At 37.5% G+C, this 14,071-nt stretch carries 15 protein-coding genes and 1 tRNA gene; 14 read left to right on the top strand and 2 right to left on the bottom strand.

Annotation, left to right across the window (positions count from 1 at the left end):
* Position 1 precedes the first annotated feature (1 nt).
* From queC to KP712_RS05140, 9 genes are all read left to right on the top strand, one after another.
* Positions 2-685, top strand: a complete 684-nt coding sequence (gene queC / locus KP712_RS05180) for a 7-cyano-7-deazaguanine synthase QueC (RefSeq protein ID WP_140449933.1) — start codon at positions 2-4, stop codon at positions 683-685.
* Positions 678-1,103: a 6-carboxytetrahydropterin synthase QueD gene (queD, locus tag KP712_RS05175; protein ID WP_048952854.1), complete on the top strand. Its 426-nt coding sequence runs from the start codon at positions 678-680 to the stop codon at positions 1,101-1,103. The genes queC and queD overlap by 8 nt, the downstream gene beginning before the upstream one ends.
* Positions 1,104-1,739: a 7-carboxy-7-deazaguanine synthase QueE gene (locus KP712_RS05170; protein WP_215770624.1), complete on the top strand. Its 636-nt coding sequence runs from the start codon at positions 1,104-1,106 to the stop codon at positions 1,737-1,739.
* Positions 1,740-1,913: 174 nt separating this feature from the next.
* Complete coding sequence (locus tag KP712_RS05165; RefSeq protein WP_140449987.1) at positions 1,914-2,669, top strand: Nif3-like dinuclear metal center hexameric protein; 756 nt, start codon at positions 1,914-1,916, stop codon at positions 2,667-2,669.
* Positions 2,670-2,775: 106 nt separating this feature from the next.
* Complete coding sequence (uvrD, locus tag KP712_RS05160; protein ID WP_140449988.1) at positions 2,776-4,956, top strand: DNA helicase II; 2,181 nt, start codon at positions 2,776-2,778, stop codon at positions 4,954-4,956.
* Between the two features lie 88 nt (positions 4,957-5,044).
* A complete protein-coding gene (locus tag KP712_RS05155) occupies positions 5,045-6,046 on the top strand; it encodes an ABC transporter permease subunit (protein WP_005625756.1) in 1,002 nt (333 codons plus the stop codon).
* Between the two features lie 14 nt (positions 6,047-6,060).
* The gene (locus KP712_RS05150) at positions 6,061-6,948 is read left to right on the top strand and encodes an ABC transporter permease subunit (protein ID WP_005634958.1); all 888 of its coding nucleotides are present in this window, start codon (positions 6,061-6,063) and stop codon (positions 6,946-6,948) included.
* Between the two features lie 9 nt (positions 6,949-6,957).
* Positions 6,958-7,950, top strand: coding sequence for a dipeptide ABC transporter ATP-binding protein (gene dppD, locus KP712_RS05145; RefSeq protein WP_111407611.1), 993 nt, complete (start codon positions 6,958-6,960; stop codon positions 7,948-7,950).
* Positions 7,951-7,952: 2 nt separating this feature from the next.
* A complete protein-coding gene (locus tag KP712_RS05140) occupies positions 7,953-8,936 on the top strand; it encodes a peptide ABC transporter ATP-binding protein (protein ID WP_111407610.1) in 984 nt (327 codons plus the stop codon).
* Between the two features lie 28 nt (positions 8,937-8,964).
* Here the strand turns inward: KP712_RS05140 and KP712_RS05135 are convergent, their stop codons facing one another.
* A complete protein-coding gene (locus KP712_RS05135; protein WP_111407609.1) occupies positions 8,965-9,771 on the bottom strand; it encodes a DNA ligase in 807 nt (268 codons plus the stop codon).
* Positions 9,772-9,977: 206 nt separating this feature from the next.
* On the opposite strand from KP712_RS05135, the gene lpcA reads away from it, so the two are divergent.
* The 5 genes from lpcA to artM all read left to right on the top strand — a co-directional run bounded on the left by lpcA (position 9,978) and on the right by artM (position 13,508).
* Positions 9,978-10,562: a D-sedoheptulose 7-phosphate isomerase gene (gene lpcA, locus KP712_RS05130; protein ID WP_065265332.1), complete on the top strand. Its 585-nt coding sequence runs from the start codon at positions 9,978-9,980 to the stop codon at positions 10,560-10,562.
* A 125-nt stretch (positions 10,563-10,687) separates the two neighbouring features.
* A complete protein-coding gene (gene artP, locus KP712_RS05125) occupies positions 10,688-11,419 on the top strand; it encodes an arginine ABC transporter ATP-binding protein ArtP (protein ID WP_048952863.1) in 732 nt (243 codons plus the stop codon).
* A gap of 17 nt (positions 11,420-11,436) precedes the next feature.
* Positions 11,437-12,156, top strand: coding sequence for a lysine/arginine/ornithine ABC transporter substrate-binding protein (locus KP712_RS05120; RefSeq protein WP_046950422.1), 720 nt, complete (start codon positions 11,437-11,439; stop codon positions 12,154-12,156).
* 3 nt (positions 12,157-12,159) lie between these two features.
* Positions 12,160-12,825: an arginine ABC transporter permease ArtQ gene (gene artQ, locus KP712_RS05115; RefSeq protein WP_048952864.1), complete on the top strand. Its 666-nt coding sequence runs from the start codon at positions 12,160-12,162 to the stop codon at positions 12,823-12,825.
* Positions 12,825-13,508: an arginine ABC transporter permease ArtM gene (artM, locus tag KP712_RS05110; RefSeq protein WP_111407608.1), complete on the top strand. Its 684-nt coding sequence runs from the start codon at positions 12,825-12,827 to the stop codon at positions 13,506-13,508. The genes artQ and artM overlap by 1 nt, the downstream gene beginning before the upstream one ends.
* A gap of 425 nt (positions 13,509-13,933) precedes the next feature.
* Here the strand turns inward: artM and KP712_RS05105 are convergent.
* A tRNA-Lys gene (locus tag KP712_RS05105) sits at positions 13,934-14,009 on the bottom strand.
* Positions 14,010-14,071: the final 62 nt, after the last annotated feature.

Below are 14,071 nucleotides of genomic sequence, written 5' to 3'. Positions count from 1 at the left end.
TATGAATATTTCCAATCCAAATTATAATCGTAAAGCGATTGTTATCTTTTCTGGTGGGCAAGACTCCACCACCTGTTTGTTTCAAGCTATTGCTGAATATGGCAAAGAAAATGTTGAAACTATGACATTTCAGTATGGACAACGTCATTCAATTGAATTAGAAAAAGCAAAATGGATTGCACAAGATTTAGGCGTGAAACAAACATTTATTGATACTTCTATTATTAAAGCCATCACTCACAATGCTTTAATGGATGAGAACGTACATATTGAACAAAAAGACAATAAATTACCCAATACTTTTGTTGATGGCCGTAATGCATTGTTTTTGCTTTATGCTGCAATTTATGCCAAAGGACAGGGTATTCAGGATATTATTACCGGTGTTTGTGAAACGGATTTTAGTGGTTATCCCGATTGTCGAGACGTGTTTATAAAGTCTATGAATGTCACATTAAATCTTGCAATGGATTATCAATTTAACATCAAAACGCCATTAATGTATCTCACCAAAGCACAGACTTGGCAACTTGCTGATGAGTTAGGAGTGTTAGACTATGTGCGTAACTATACTCATACTTGTTATGAAGGTGTAGATGGAGGATGTAGTCAATGCCCAAGTTGTATTTTACGCGATAAAGGTCTGAAGGAATATTTGGCTCAGAAAGGTGGAAAAAATGTTTAAAATTTCCAAAGAATTTAGCTTTGATATGGCACATTTATTAGATGGGCATGACGGGAAATGTCAAAATTTACATGGGCACACATATAAATTACAAGTTGAAATTTCGGGTGATTTATATGAGTCTGGTGCAAAAAAAGCAATGGTCATTGATTTTTCAGATCTAAAGTCTATTGTGAAAAAAACTATTTTAGATCCGATGGATCATGCATTCATTTATGATCAAACCAGTGAGCGAGAAAGCCAAATTGCCGCGCTATTGCAAAAGTTAAACTCAAAAACGTTTGGTGTTCCTTTTAGAACGACGGCAGAAGAAATGGCTCGTTTTATTTTTAATCGTTTAAAACATGATGAACAACTGGCTATATCAGCCATTCGTTTATGGGAAACCCCAACTTCGTTTTGTGAGTATCAGGAGTAAGTGTCGGTGGAAAAATATCATAATTTTGAACCGCACTTTAATATAGTTGAGATTTTTGAAAGTCTACAAGGAGAAGGGTTCAATACGGGAATGCCAAGTATTTTTGTACGATTTGGTAAATGTAATTTGGACTGTCCTTGGTGTGATACGCCTTATAATGATTTTAAACGCTGGTCTGCATCACAGATTTTGGAAAAAGTGCGGTCCTTTCCATCAAGAAATATTATCATCACTGGTGGTGAGCCAACAATTGTGCCAAAAATTGAATACTTACTTGAGCAATTTAAAGCAGATGGCTATTTTCTTGCAATTGAAACTAATGGTCTAAAGACAGTTCCTGCTCAAGTAGATTATATTGCGACGAGTCCTAAGAGCCTTTATGCGCATAAGTATGAAAAGCGCTGTATTCCATTTGCAAATGAAGTACGTATTGTCATGGATGGTAATGTATCATCATTTTGTGAATTGATTGAGAAAAAAATAAAAGCAGAGAATTACTATCTTTCACCTTGTGAAATTGCGGGGAAAATGAATTTACTTGAGACTATCACTTTACTTGGTCAGTTGAATCAACGCTCAAATAAACCTAAATGGCAGCTAAGTTTACAAACACATAAATTGATTGGTATTGAGTAATAGAAAGAAATATTATTTTTTTATTGATCGATATATAATTTGATATATAATGATTCCTGTTTTAGATAGTAATCATAATCAAACCTGGCTAGCACACTTCCCCCACTCCTTTGTGCTAGCCATTTTTTTTGGAATTTTGTACTATATCTCATCTTTTTCCTATTTGTATTAATTATGAATAACATTGAACTTGAGCAACTTCTTAACCTAAAACTTAATTCTGAAAAAATCACTGACTATGCGCCAAATGGTTTGCAAGTGGAAGGCAAAGCAAATGTTCATAAAATCATTACAGGAGTTACAGCAAGTCAAGCATTGATTAATTATGCTATTGAGCAAGATGCTGATGCTATTATTGTTCATCATGGCTATTTTTGGAAAAGTGAAAATCCTTGTATTCGAGGAATGAAAGGTAAACGAATAAAAAGTTTGCTTGTGAATGATATAAATTTATATAGCTATCATTTACCATTAGATATTCATTCTGAATTAGGAAATAACGCTCAGCTAGCAGAATTACTTGGTATTGAACAGTTACACCCACTAGAAAAGTCGCCGATGAGCATTCCTGTTTGGGGGGAATTGCGCTCCCCTATAACGGGAGAAGAATTTGCAGAGAAAATAGAAAAAGTTTTGAATAGAAAGCCATTAATTTGTATTGAAAATGGTCCGTGCCTGATTCGAAAAGTAGGAATTTGTACAGGAGGAGGACAAGGTTATATTGATCTTGCTGCTGCGCAAGGCTGTGATGCATTTGTTACAGGTGAAGTATCTGAGCAAACTATTCATTCTGCACGTGAACAGGGCATTCATTTTTTTGCCGCTGGTCATCACGCAACAGAACGCTATGGTATAAAAATATTAGGAGAATGGCTTTCTAAAGCATATGGTTTTGATGTTGAGTTTAAGGATATAAATAATCCTGCTTAATATTATTCGAAAATGTTTTACCCTACTTTTGATATACCTACAAATCTTATTGTTTCAAAAGAGAAATAGGATTATAATAACTGTAAATTTGAACAGTTTAATTGTTATGGATATTTCTGAATTACTTGACGGACTTAACGATAAACAACGCGAAGCCGTAGCTGCTCCTCTTGGTAATCACTTAGTGCTAGCAGGTGCAGGCTCTGGCAAAACGCGTGTATTGACACACCGTATCGCTTGGTTAATTGCAGTAGAAAATATTTCTGAAGGCAGCATTATGGCAGTAACGTTTACCAATAAAGCAGCAGCAGAAATGCGTCATCGTATTCAAGCAACACTTGCCAAACACGCACAACATCAATTATTTGGTATGTGGATTGGCACCTTCCACAGCATTGCCCATCGTTTATTGCGAGCCCATCATTTAGATGTGGGATTGCCACAAGATTTCCAAATTCTGGATTCAGATGATCAACTTCGTTTAGTTAAACGGTTATTAAAATTACATAATTTTGATGAAAAAGCCTTTCCGCCTAAACAGGTTTGTTGGTACATCAATAACAAAAAAGATGAAGGCTTGCGACCAAATGACATTGAAGATTTTAATGATCGTCAAGAGCGTGAATGGATTAAAATTTATAAGATCTATCAAGACACTTGCGATCGCGCAGGATTGGTCGATTTTGCTGAATTATTAATTCGGGCCTATGAATTATTTGAGAAAAAACCATTAATTTTGCAACGTTATCAACAACGTTTTCAGCATATTTTGGTGGATGAATTTCAAGACACCAATAAAATCCAATATAAATGGATCAAAATTCTTGCGGGAGAAACTGGCAAAGTCATGATCGTGGGCGATGATGATCAATCTATTTATGGCTGGCGTGGCGCACAAATCGAAAATATTCAAAAATTCTTGAAAGATTTCAAAGCCGAAACAATCCGCCTTGAACAAAACTATCGTTCTACCGCCAATATCCTAAACAGCGCAAATGAATTAATTGCAAACAATAGTGATCGTCTTGGTAAAAATTTATGGACAGAGGGTGAAAAAGGCGATCCCGTGGGCATCTATGCTGCCTTTAATGAATTAGACGAAGCAAAATTCGTTGCTTCACAAATTCAGGATTGGGTAGAACATGGTGGAAAACTTGATGATTGTGCTGTACTTTATCGTAGTAATAGCCAATCACGCGTTATTGAAGAAGCCTTAATTCGTTGTCAAATTCCATATCGTATTTATGGCGGTATGCGTTTCTTCGAACGTCAAGAAATTAAAGATGCTTTAGCCTATCTTCGTTTAATTAATAATCGTCAAGATGATGCTGCTTTTGAGCGTGTAATTAATACGCCAACCCGTGGTATTGGTGACCGCACTTTAGATATATTGCGCAACTTAACACGCGAACGTCAAATTACCTTATGGCAAGCAGTACAAATCGCGACACAAGAAAATATGTTGGCAGGGCGAGCCTCAACAGCATTATTGCGTTTCCAAGAATTAATTAATTCACTACAACGTGATACCGCAGAAATGCCGCTTTTCGCACAAACTGATTTTGTGATTAAACATTCGGGTTTATATGAAATGTATAAACAAGAAAAAGGTGAAAAAGGCGAAGTGCGTATTGAAAACTTGGAAGAATTAGTCACGGCAACCCGTGAATTCATCAAACCTGATGATGCAGAAGAGATGACAGAACTCACCGCCTTTTTAACTCATGCCTCTTTAGAAGCTGGTGAAGAACAAGCTTCTCCACATCAATCTTGTGTAGAAATGATGACATTACACTCCGCTAAAGGCTTAGAATTTCCTCGAGTATTTATGGTTGGCGTAGAAGAAGGTTTATTCCCAAGTTTCCGCTCTTTTGAAGAACCTGGGCGTTTAGAAGAAGAACGTCGTTTAGCTTATGTCGGCATTACTCGCGCGAAGAAAAAACTAACCATCTCTTATGCGGAAAGCCGTCGGTTATATGCAAAAGAAGAACGCCATTTGCCATCACGCTTTATCGCCGAATTACCGAGAGAATGTATCCAAGAAATTCGTTTACGAGGAACAGTTACTCGCGCGATGAATCTAGCAAAAGTTGGTTCATTGTCCAATACCAGTGCGATCGAAAATGAATGGAAAATGGGTCAAAAAGTCAAACATGAAAAATTCGGTTTTGGCACAGTCATTAATGTTGAAGGCTCAGATAACAATACTCGCCTCCAAATTGCCTTCCAAGCGCAAGGCATTAAATGGCTCATTGCACATTTGGCAAAACTGGAAAAAGTGCGGTAGAATCCAAGAGAGTTTTACTTCTACCGATTAATTTCTTTGAAAAGTGCGGTGAATTTTAACTGCACTTTTTTTGTATTTGAGTGATTGAATGTTTAAATTTTTCTTCAAACGTATCTTAATGGTAATTCCAACTTTTATTGCCATTACTTTTATCACGTTTGCCCTTGTGCATTTTATTCCTGGCGATCCAGTTGAAATAATGATGGGGGAACGTGGCTTAACACCTGAAATACATCAACAAATGATGCATCAATTAGGATTAGATCTTCCTTTGCATGAACAATATTTTCATTATATTGCTAAAGTGCTACAAGGTGATTTTGGGGCGTCATTCCGCACTCAACAACCTGTTCTTACTGAATTTTTTACACTTTTCCCTGCTACAGCTGAATTGGCATTTTTTGCGTTATTTTGGTCGTTATTAGGCGGGGTGATTTTAGGGACGATTGCAGCAGTAAAAAAAGATAGTTGGATTTCTCACACAGTTACTGCTGCATCGCTCACAGGTTATTCTATGCCAATTTTCTGGTGGGGATTGATTTTAATTTTATATGTTTCACCACAACTCGGTTTACCGCAAGGCGGACGTTTAGATAATGAATTTTGGATCGATACACCAACAGGATTTATGCTCATTGACAGCTGGCTTTCTGGTATGCCCGGAGCCTTCGAAAATGCGGTTAAATCCTTAATTCTTCCTGCAATAGTCCTAGGCACAGTTCCTCTCGCTATTATTACTCGTATGACACGCTCTGCGATGTTGGAAGTATTAGGCGAAGATTACATTCGCACGGCAAAGGCAAAAGGCCTAAGTTATACTCGAATCGTCATTGTTCATGCATTGCGTAATGCGTTAATTCCTGTTGTCACTGTGGTAGGATTAATCGTTGGTCAATTGCTTTCCGGTGCCGTACTCACAGAAACCATTTTTTCATGGCCGGGAATTGGAAAATGGATTATTGATGCGATTCAAGCGCGCGATTATCCAGTATTACAGGGTTCTGTACTGATTATTGCGACGATTATTATTGTGGTGAATTTAACCGTCGATTTACTTTACGGCGTGGTCAATCCGCGTATCCGTCATTAATTGTGGGAGAGATTATGTCTGACACGCCTTCAACTTTCGCGCCGAAAACGCCCTTACAAGAATTTTGGTTTTACTTCAAACAAAACCGAGGCGCGCTAATCGGTTTAACCTTCATTGTGATTGTTGCCTTAATCAGCATTTTCGCACCTTATATTGCGCCTTTTGATCCAACAGAACAAAATCGTACCGCACTTTTACTGCCTCCCGCTTGGTATGAAGGTGGCAATCCTGCCTATTTACTCGGAACAGATGATATTGGGCGAGATATCCTTTCTCGCATCATTTACGGAACGCGAATTTCTGTCTTTGCGGGATTTGTTATCGTATTGCTATCCTGCGCCTTTGGTACTAGCCTTGGCTTGATTTCTGGCTATTATGGCGGTGTGCTAGATACAATTATTATTCGCCTAATTGATATTATGCTCGCGATTCCAAACTTACTCTTGACGATTGTAGTCGTCTCTATTTTAGAGCCATCACTCGCCAATGCCACTTTAGCGATCGCCGTTGTATCAATTCCTAGCTATGTGCGTTTAACTCGAGCAGCGGTGATGAATGAAAAAAATCGTGATTATGTCACCTCCTCTAAAGTCGCTGGCGCAGGTGTTCTTCGCCTCATGTTTATTGTGATTTTACCCAACTGTTTAGCACCCTTGATTGTGCAAATGACGATGGGGATTTCTAATGCAATCTTAGAACTCGCAACACTTGGTTTCTTAGGCATTGGAGCAAAACCACCGACACCTGAGCTTGGCACAATGCTTTCAGAAGCACGTGGTTTTATGCAAGCAGCAAACTGGTTGGTTACAATTCCTGGCTTAGTTATTTTATCTTTAGTGCTCGCCTTTAACTTAATGGGTGATGGCTTGCGTGATGCACTTGATCCGAAACTCAAACAATAGGAAAACAGAATGGCATTATTAGACGTAAAAGAACTTTCTGTTCACTTTGGCGATAAAAATACGCCATTTAAAGCAGTGGATCGCATCAGCTATCAAGTCGCACAAGGTGAAGTGCTTGGCATTGTGGGAGAATCGGGGTCAGGTAAATCTGTGAGTTCTCTCGCAATTATGGGGCTAATTGATCATCCAGGACGTGTATCTGCAGAATACTTGCAATTTGAAAACACAAATTTACTCACTTTAGAGAGTAAAGCTAAACGCCAGCTTATTGGTGCTGATGTTGCGATGATTTTCCAAGATCCAATGACAAGCTTGAATCCAGCTTATACTGTGGGTTTCCAAATTATGGAAGCGTTAAAAACTCATGAAGGCGGTACAAAAAAGGCAAGAAAAGACCGCACTTTAGAGCTTTTAAGATTGGTCGGTATTCCTGATCCTGAATCTCGGATTGATGTTTATCCCCATCAGCTTTCTGGCGGAATGAGTCAGCGTGTGATGATTGCGATGGCAATAGCTTGCAGACCTAAATTATTGATTGCTGACGAGCCAACTACTGCATTGGACGTAACCATTCAAGCACAAATTATGGAGCTCTTACTCGAATTGCAGAAAAAAGAATGCATGTCACTGATTTTGATTACCCATGATCTTGCGCTTGTTGCTAAAGCTGCAGATCGAATTATCGTGATGTATGCGGGACAAATCGTTGAAGAAGGCACCGCAAAAGATATTTTCCGCGAGCCAAAACATCCTTACACTCAGGCCTTGTTACGCTCATTACCTGAATTTGCAGAAGGAAAATCTCGCTTAGCGTCGTTACAAGGTGTGGTACCTGGAAAATACGATCGCCCAACAGGCTGCTTATTAAATCCTCGCTGTCCTTATGCCACTGAATATTGCCGCCAAGTCGAACCTCTATTGCATCAGATCGGTTCACGTAAAGTAAAATGCCATACTCCGCTGAACGAGCAAGGCAATCCTGTTGAATATCAAGGAGCTTAATAATGACGAATGAAGTAAAAGAAAATACGCCATTATTAAATGCGATTGGCTTAAAAAAATATTACCCTGTAAGAAAAGGCTTGTTTGCAAAACCACAGCAAGTAAAAGCGTTAGATGGTGTCTCTTTTCAGCTTAAACGAGGTAAAACTTTAGCTATCGTGGGGGAGTCAGGTTGTGGAAAATCAACGCTAGGGCGTTTGCTAACCATGATTGAACAACCAACCGAAGGCGAATTGTATTACAAAGGGCACAATTTTTTAGAAAATGATTCCGAAACAAAGGCGCTACGTCGTAAAAAAATTCAAATAGTTTTCCAAAATCCTTATGCGTCATTAAATCCACGTAAAAAAATTGGTTCAATTTTGGAAGAACCATTGATCATCAATACAAAACTTTCTGCCAAAGAACGTCGAGAAACAGTTTTATCAATGATGGAAAAAGTAGGGTTGCGTGCTGAATTTTATGATCGTTATCCTCACATGTTCTCTGGCGGACAACGTCAGCGTATCGCCATCGCTCGTGGTTTAATGTTAGATCCCGATGTTGTTGTTGCCGATGAACCTGTTTCTGCATTGGATGTTTCCGTGCGTGCGCAAGTACTCAATTTAATGATGGATTTACAAGATGAATTAGGCTTGTCTTACGTGTTCATTTCACACGATCTTTCTGTGGTAGAACATATCGCTGATGAAGTGATGGTAATGTATCTAGGTCGTTGTGTCGAAAAAGGAACAACAGAACAAATTTTCTCTAATCCTCAACATCCTTATACCAAAGCGTTACTTTCAGCAACGCCACGTTTGTCACCAAACTTGCGCCGTGAACGTATAAAGCTAACGGGCGAATTGCCAAGTCCGATTAATCCACCTAAAGGCTGTGCATTTAATCCTCGTTGTTGGAAAGCGACAGAAAAATGTCGTGAAAATCAACCGCACTTGGAACAATATACTGATGGCAAATTAATCGCTTGTTTCCATATTGATTAAATTCATTTTGTCAGATTTATAAATAGGCTCATTTTTTCTCTCTCCAATAGGTTGCAAATCGAGGTTTTCCACGACTCGTGAGACCTCGATATTTATAAGTAATCACAGATCCTATCGGAGGGGGATTTTCTCGTTCGCTTAAATTAAAACCCGAACCGATTTTAAATTCTCCCCGATGATTTTTACAGGTTAAAGCGCCCATCATATTTTCAAATTGTCCTTTGCCTTTATGGTGTGCAATGACCGTACATTCTTCATCTTGAGTCGTTTTTAATTTTAAAATCCGATTGCTACGTTTTCGTTCGTAAGGTGCATTAGGATCTCGAACAACGACGCCTTCCCCCTTCAAAGATTCTATTTGATTAAGAAACTCATATAAATGCGCTTTATCTCTCACTGGAATTTGTTCAATAATTTCAATATAAGTTGTTGGATGTTCAAGTAAATACGTTTTCAATTTAGCTAAACGCTCAAATAAATTGCCTTCTGCATCAGGGACATCAAAAACATATAATTTAAGTTTTTCCCAACCATCGCCTTTAAAGGATTTTGTGATTGATGAAATTTCCTCAAAATGATTCTGCTCACTAAATAGTTCACCATCAATCGCAAAAGGCGGAAAATCTTTAATGAAATAGGCTGGAGGAGATAAATGTTGCCCCTGCCTGGTTAATAATTGCTTTCCATCCCAATAACCTCGTACACCATCTAATTTTTCAGACATGACCCAACCTTCTATTGATTGATTATCGTAAGTATGAAGAAGCATTAAATCTGGGCTAGACAAAGTAAAAGAACTCACGAAGAAAAGTAATAAAGTGCAGTAAAATTTCATGATATTTTTGTAAATTTTAGTACTGTTCATTTTCCTCAGAATAAGTGTATCTGAAATAATCTAAAAGCACGCAAATTCACTATTACGATCTAAATCGCAAAAATCATCACTTCATCGGGAAAAGATGAATTTTTATTTACGCTAGCGAAGAATGTTTATCTGCTATACAATGCCATCGCGATTTTATTCCCAACAAGGAGCAATCAATGTATTTAGAGCAAATCAAAGCAGAACTTGTGGAAGCACAAGATGTGTTAAACAAATTTATTTCTGATGAAAATAACATTAAATTAATTCAAGAAGCCGCATTATTAATTTCAAATAGCTTCAAACAAGGAGGCAAAGTGCTTTCTTGTGGTAATGGCGGTTCGCACTGTGATGCGATGCATTTTGCAGAAGAATTAACGGGTCGTTATCGTGAAAATCGTCCTGGCTACCCCGCTATTGCGATTTCAGATGTAAGTCATTTAAGCTGTGTAAGTAATGATTTTGGTTATGAATATGTCTTTTCACGCTATGTTGAAGCGGTGGGTCAAAAAGGTGATGTGTTATTCGGTTTATCAACCTCTGGCAATTCAAAAAACATTTTAAACGCCATTGAAGCTGCAAAAGCAAAAGGCATGAAAGTTATTGCGATGACAGGTAAAGACGGCGGAAAAATGGCTGGATTAGCAGATGTTGAAATCCGTGTACCACATTTCCGTTATGCAGATCGTATTCAAGAAATCCATATCAAAGTCATTCATATTTTAATGATGTTAATTGAGTTTGAAATGGCTAAAGAAGCTTAAAGTGCGGTTGATTTCAATCGAATTTCTAAAATCCCAAATTTTTTTGGGATTTTTTATTCACACCACTTGCATAATTATTCATAAAAATGTAATATTTTTTCATCTTAAAAGACGAGAAAATTGAAATGACTATTCGTGTTAAAAATCTAAATTTCTTTTACGGTTCATCTCAAGCATTATTTGATATTAATCTTGAAGCTAATGAGGGTGATACCGTTGTATTGCTTGGCCCAAGTGGCGCAGGTAAAAGCACATTGATTCGCACATTAAATTTATTAGAAGTACCAAAATCTGGCGAATTAAGTATTGCAAATAATGATTTTAATTTATCCAATGCAATGGCAAATCCCAAAGCAATCCGACAATTACGCCAAGATGTAGGAATGGTATTTCAACAATATCACCTTTGGCCGCACTTAACTGTTATTGAAAACTTAATTGAAGCGCCAATGAAAGTGCGTGGCGTAAGTGAAAATGAAGCCAAAGCAGATGCAATGGAGTTGTTAAAACGTTTACGTTTAGAACAATTTGCAGATCGCTTTCCATTACACTTATCAGGCGGTCAGCAACAACGTGTTGCAATAGCCCGCGCACTGATGATGAAGCCACAAGTTCTACTATTTGATGAACCAACGGCTGCATTGGATCCTGAAATTACGGCACAAGTTGTAGATATTATTAAAGAATTACAAGAAACCGGCATTACTCAGGTGATTGTGACCCACGAAGTCAATGTTGCACAAAAAGTAGCAACGAAAGTAGTATATATGGAACAGGGAAAAATTGTCGAAATAGGCTCGGCAGATTGTTTTGAAAACCCGAAAACTGAACAATTTAAACAATATCTTTCTCACTAGAGAATAAGGATTTTATTATGAAAAAAACATTATTAACTGCAATTTTATTCGGCGCATCCGTAACAGCAAGCGCACAAGAGCTTACTTTTGCAATGGAACCTAGCTATCCACCATTTGAAACCACAAATGAAAAAGGCGAGATTATTGGTTTTGATGTCGATGTGGCGAATGCAATTTGTAAAGAAATCCAAGCAACCTGTAAATTCAAAGGCGAAGCTTTTGATGCATTAATTCCAAATTTAAAAGCAAAACGCTTTGATGCATCCATTTCCGCTATTGATATTACCGATGCAAGAGCAAAACAGGTTTTATTCTCTGATGCATATTACGATAGCACTGCAAGCTATGTAACCCTTAAAGGAAAAGCAACGTTAGAAAGTGCAAAAAATGTTGGCGTTCAAAATGGAACCACATTCCAACAATACACAGTAGCAGAAACCAAACAATATACAACTAAGGCTTATGCTAGCTTACAGAGCGCAATTTTAGACTTAAAGAGCGGTAGAATTGATATGATTTTTGGTGATACCGCAGTACTTGCAGATATGATTAGCAAAGAACCAGAAATGCAATTTGTAGGCGAAAAGGTAGCAAATAAAAAATATTTTGGTAATGGTTTAGGCATTGCAATGCATAAATCAAATAAAGAATTAGCGGAGCAATTAAACAAAGGTTTAGCTGCAATTAAAGCAAATGGTGAATACCAAAAAATCTATGATAAATGGATGACAAAATAATCTATGAGTTCTGATTTTCTTTCTTTAATGTTTACCGCAGCCCTAATGACTTTAGGGCTTGCGGTCTGTTCATTAATCCTAGGGTTATTTTTAAGCCTAATTTTTGCCGTACTTGAAGCAAATCGTTTTGTTGGAAAACCAACGGCAGTATTCATTGCCTTATTGCGTGGCTTACCTGAAATTCTCGTTGTATTACTCGTATATTTTGGTTCCACTGAATTAGTAGAAATGCTAACAGGAGAATACATTGAATTTGGGGCATTTGGCTGCGGTGTATTTGCGCTTTCTCTCATTTTTGCAGCTTATGCTTCACAAACATTACGCGGCGCAATTCAAGCTATTCCGAAAGGTCAATGGGAGTCTGGTGCGGCGTTAGGCTTAAGCAAAAGTTATACGTTCATCCACATTGTCATGCCACAAGTATGGCGTCATGCCTTACCAGGTTTAAGCAATCAATGGCTTGTATTACTAAAAGATACAGCATTGGTTTCATTGATTGGTGTGGACGATTTGATGCGCCAAGCGGATCTGATTAATACCAATACACATCAACCCTTTACTTGGTACGGTATTGCTGCGTTAATTTATTTAGCGGTAACATTAATTAGCCAAGTTGGTATTCGAAAATTAGAGCTACGTTTTACTCGTTTTGAAAGGGGCGTGAAATAATGTTTCAAGAATATTTAAGCGTGATCGCACAAGGGATTCCAACGAGTTTGTTGCTTACAGTCGTATCATTACAGATTGCCTTCTGTTTGGCATTATTTCTCACTTTTTTACTTTCAATGGAAAATAAATGGGTAAAAAGAGCGATTAATTTATACCTTACTTTATTCACTGGCACGCCACTGTTAGTTCAGTTCTTTTTAATTTATGCGGGGCCGGGCCAATTTCAGTGGATTATTGACAGCCCATTATGGTATCTCTTATCCAATGCCTGGTTCTGTGCAGCATTAGCTTTAGCGCTAAACAGTGCAGCCTACTCCACACAATTATTTCATGGTGCAGTGAAAGCCATTCCAAAAGGACAATGGGAAAGTTGTGCAGCATTAGGATTAAACCGCATACAAACTTTAAAAATTTTAATTCCTTATGCCTTAAAACGTGCTTTGCCGTCTTACAGTAACGAAATTATTTTGGTATTTAAAGGCACGGCATTAGCCTCCACTATTACAATTATGGACATTATGGGCTATGCTCGCCAACTTTATGGTACAGAATATGATGCACTGACAATTTACGGCATTGCGGGAGGCATCTATTTAATTATTACGGGTATTGCGACTTTATTGCTACGTAAATTAGAGAAAAAAGTATTGGCATTTGAACGTTTTGAAGTAAGCAAAGCATAAAGTGCGGTAGAATCTTTAGTCATTTTTAAATCCCAACCTAGGTTGGGATTTTTTAATTAAATTTATTTATAAGTCTTAAATTCATTGAAATTGAGAGCAAGCTTAAGTCTCAAAATAGTTACTCTGATATTAATTAGTAATACAGGGAGCCAGAATTCTTTATATTAATAGAGAAGAGGATTTTGAAAGTATTGTTGATTATTGTGGACAGTAAAAAAGAGGGGTGAGTAGAGCAAGAGAGAATGTTTGAACAATAATATAAATAATTTTAAATAGAAGCCGCTAAACATAATCAATTCATAATCTTTTTTTAGAAAGGATTTAATGATAAGACTCTTAGTTATAGAAGATAAATAGACACTAATAATCTGACGCATGGAAGAAGTATTGATTTAGATTTTAGAGATGTAATATGAGTAATTATTTGGTGGGTCGTGAAGGATTCGAACCTTCGACCAACGGATTAAAAGTCCGCTGCTCTACCGACTGAGCTAACGACCCATAAAAATAAAGAGTGTCCATCATATCTAGTTTATTTTTATATGCAAGAATAAATTTATCTT

The sequence above is a fragment of the Haemophilus sp. SZY H68 genome (assembly GCF_018829685.1).
Classification (GTDB): Bacteria; Pseudomonadota; Gammaproteobacteria; order Enterobacterales; family Pasteurellaceae; genus Haemophilus; species Haemophilus haemolyticus_K.
Note: the sequence above shows the minus strand (reverse complement) of the source record. Positions and strands in the feature narration are given on the sequence as shown.

What these genes read in the sequence shown, in the direction of transcription:
- uvrD (WP_140449988.1), top strand. Translation starts at nt 2,776, where the DNA reads ATGGATATTTCTGAATTACTTGACGGACTTAACGATAAACAACGCGAA.
- queD (WP_048952854.1), top strand. Translation starts at nt 678, where the DNA reads ATGTTTAAAATTTCCAAAGAATTTAGCTTTGATATGGCACATTTATTA.
- artM (WP_111407608.1), top strand. Translation starts at nt 12,825, where the DNA reads ATGTTTCAAGAATATTTAAGCGTGATCGCACAAGGGATTCCAACGAGT.
- KP712_RS05120 (WP_046950422.1), top strand. Translation starts at nt 11,437, where the DNA reads ATGAAAAAAACATTATTAACTGCAATTTTATTCGGCGCATCCGTAACA.
- dppD (WP_111407611.1), top strand. Translation starts at nt 6,958, where the DNA reads ATGGCATTATTAGACGTAAAAGAACTTTCTGTTCACTTTGGCGATAAA.
- KP712_RS05135 (WP_111407609.1), bottom strand. Translation starts at nt 9,771, where the DNA reads ATGAAATTTTACTGCACTTTATTACTTTTCTTCGTGAGTTCTTTTACT.
- artP (WP_048952863.1), top strand. Translation starts at nt 10,688, where the DNA reads ATGACTATTCGTGTTAAAAATCTAAATTTCTTTTACGGTTCATCTCAA.
- KP712_RS05165 (WP_140449987.1), top strand. Translation starts at nt 1,914, where the DNA reads ATGAATAACATTGAACTTGAGCAACTTCTTAACCTAAAACTTAATTCT.
- lpcA (WP_065265332.1), top strand. Translation starts at nt 9,978, where the DNA reads ATGTATTTAGAGCAAATCAAAGCAGAACTTGTGGAAGCACAAGATGTG.
- KP712_RS05150 (WP_005634958.1), top strand. Translation starts at nt 6,061, where the DNA reads ATGTCTGACACGCCTTCAACTTTCGCGCCGAAAACGCCCTTACAAGAA.
- queC (WP_140449933.1), top strand. Translation starts at nt 2, where the DNA reads ATGAATATTTCCAATCCAAATTATAATCGTAAAGCGATTGTTATCTTT.
- KP712_RS05155 (WP_005625756.1), top strand. Translation starts at nt 5,045, where the DNA reads ATGTTTAAATTTTTCTTCAAACGTATCTTAATGGTAATTCCAACTTTT.
- artQ (WP_048952864.1), top strand. Translation starts at nt 12,160, where the DNA reads ATGAGTTCTGATTTTCTTTCTTTAATGTTTACCGCAGCCCTAATGACT.
- KP712_RS05140 (WP_111407610.1), top strand. Translation starts at nt 7,953, where the DNA reads ATGACGAATGAAGTAAAAGAAAATACGCCATTATTAAATGCGATTGGC.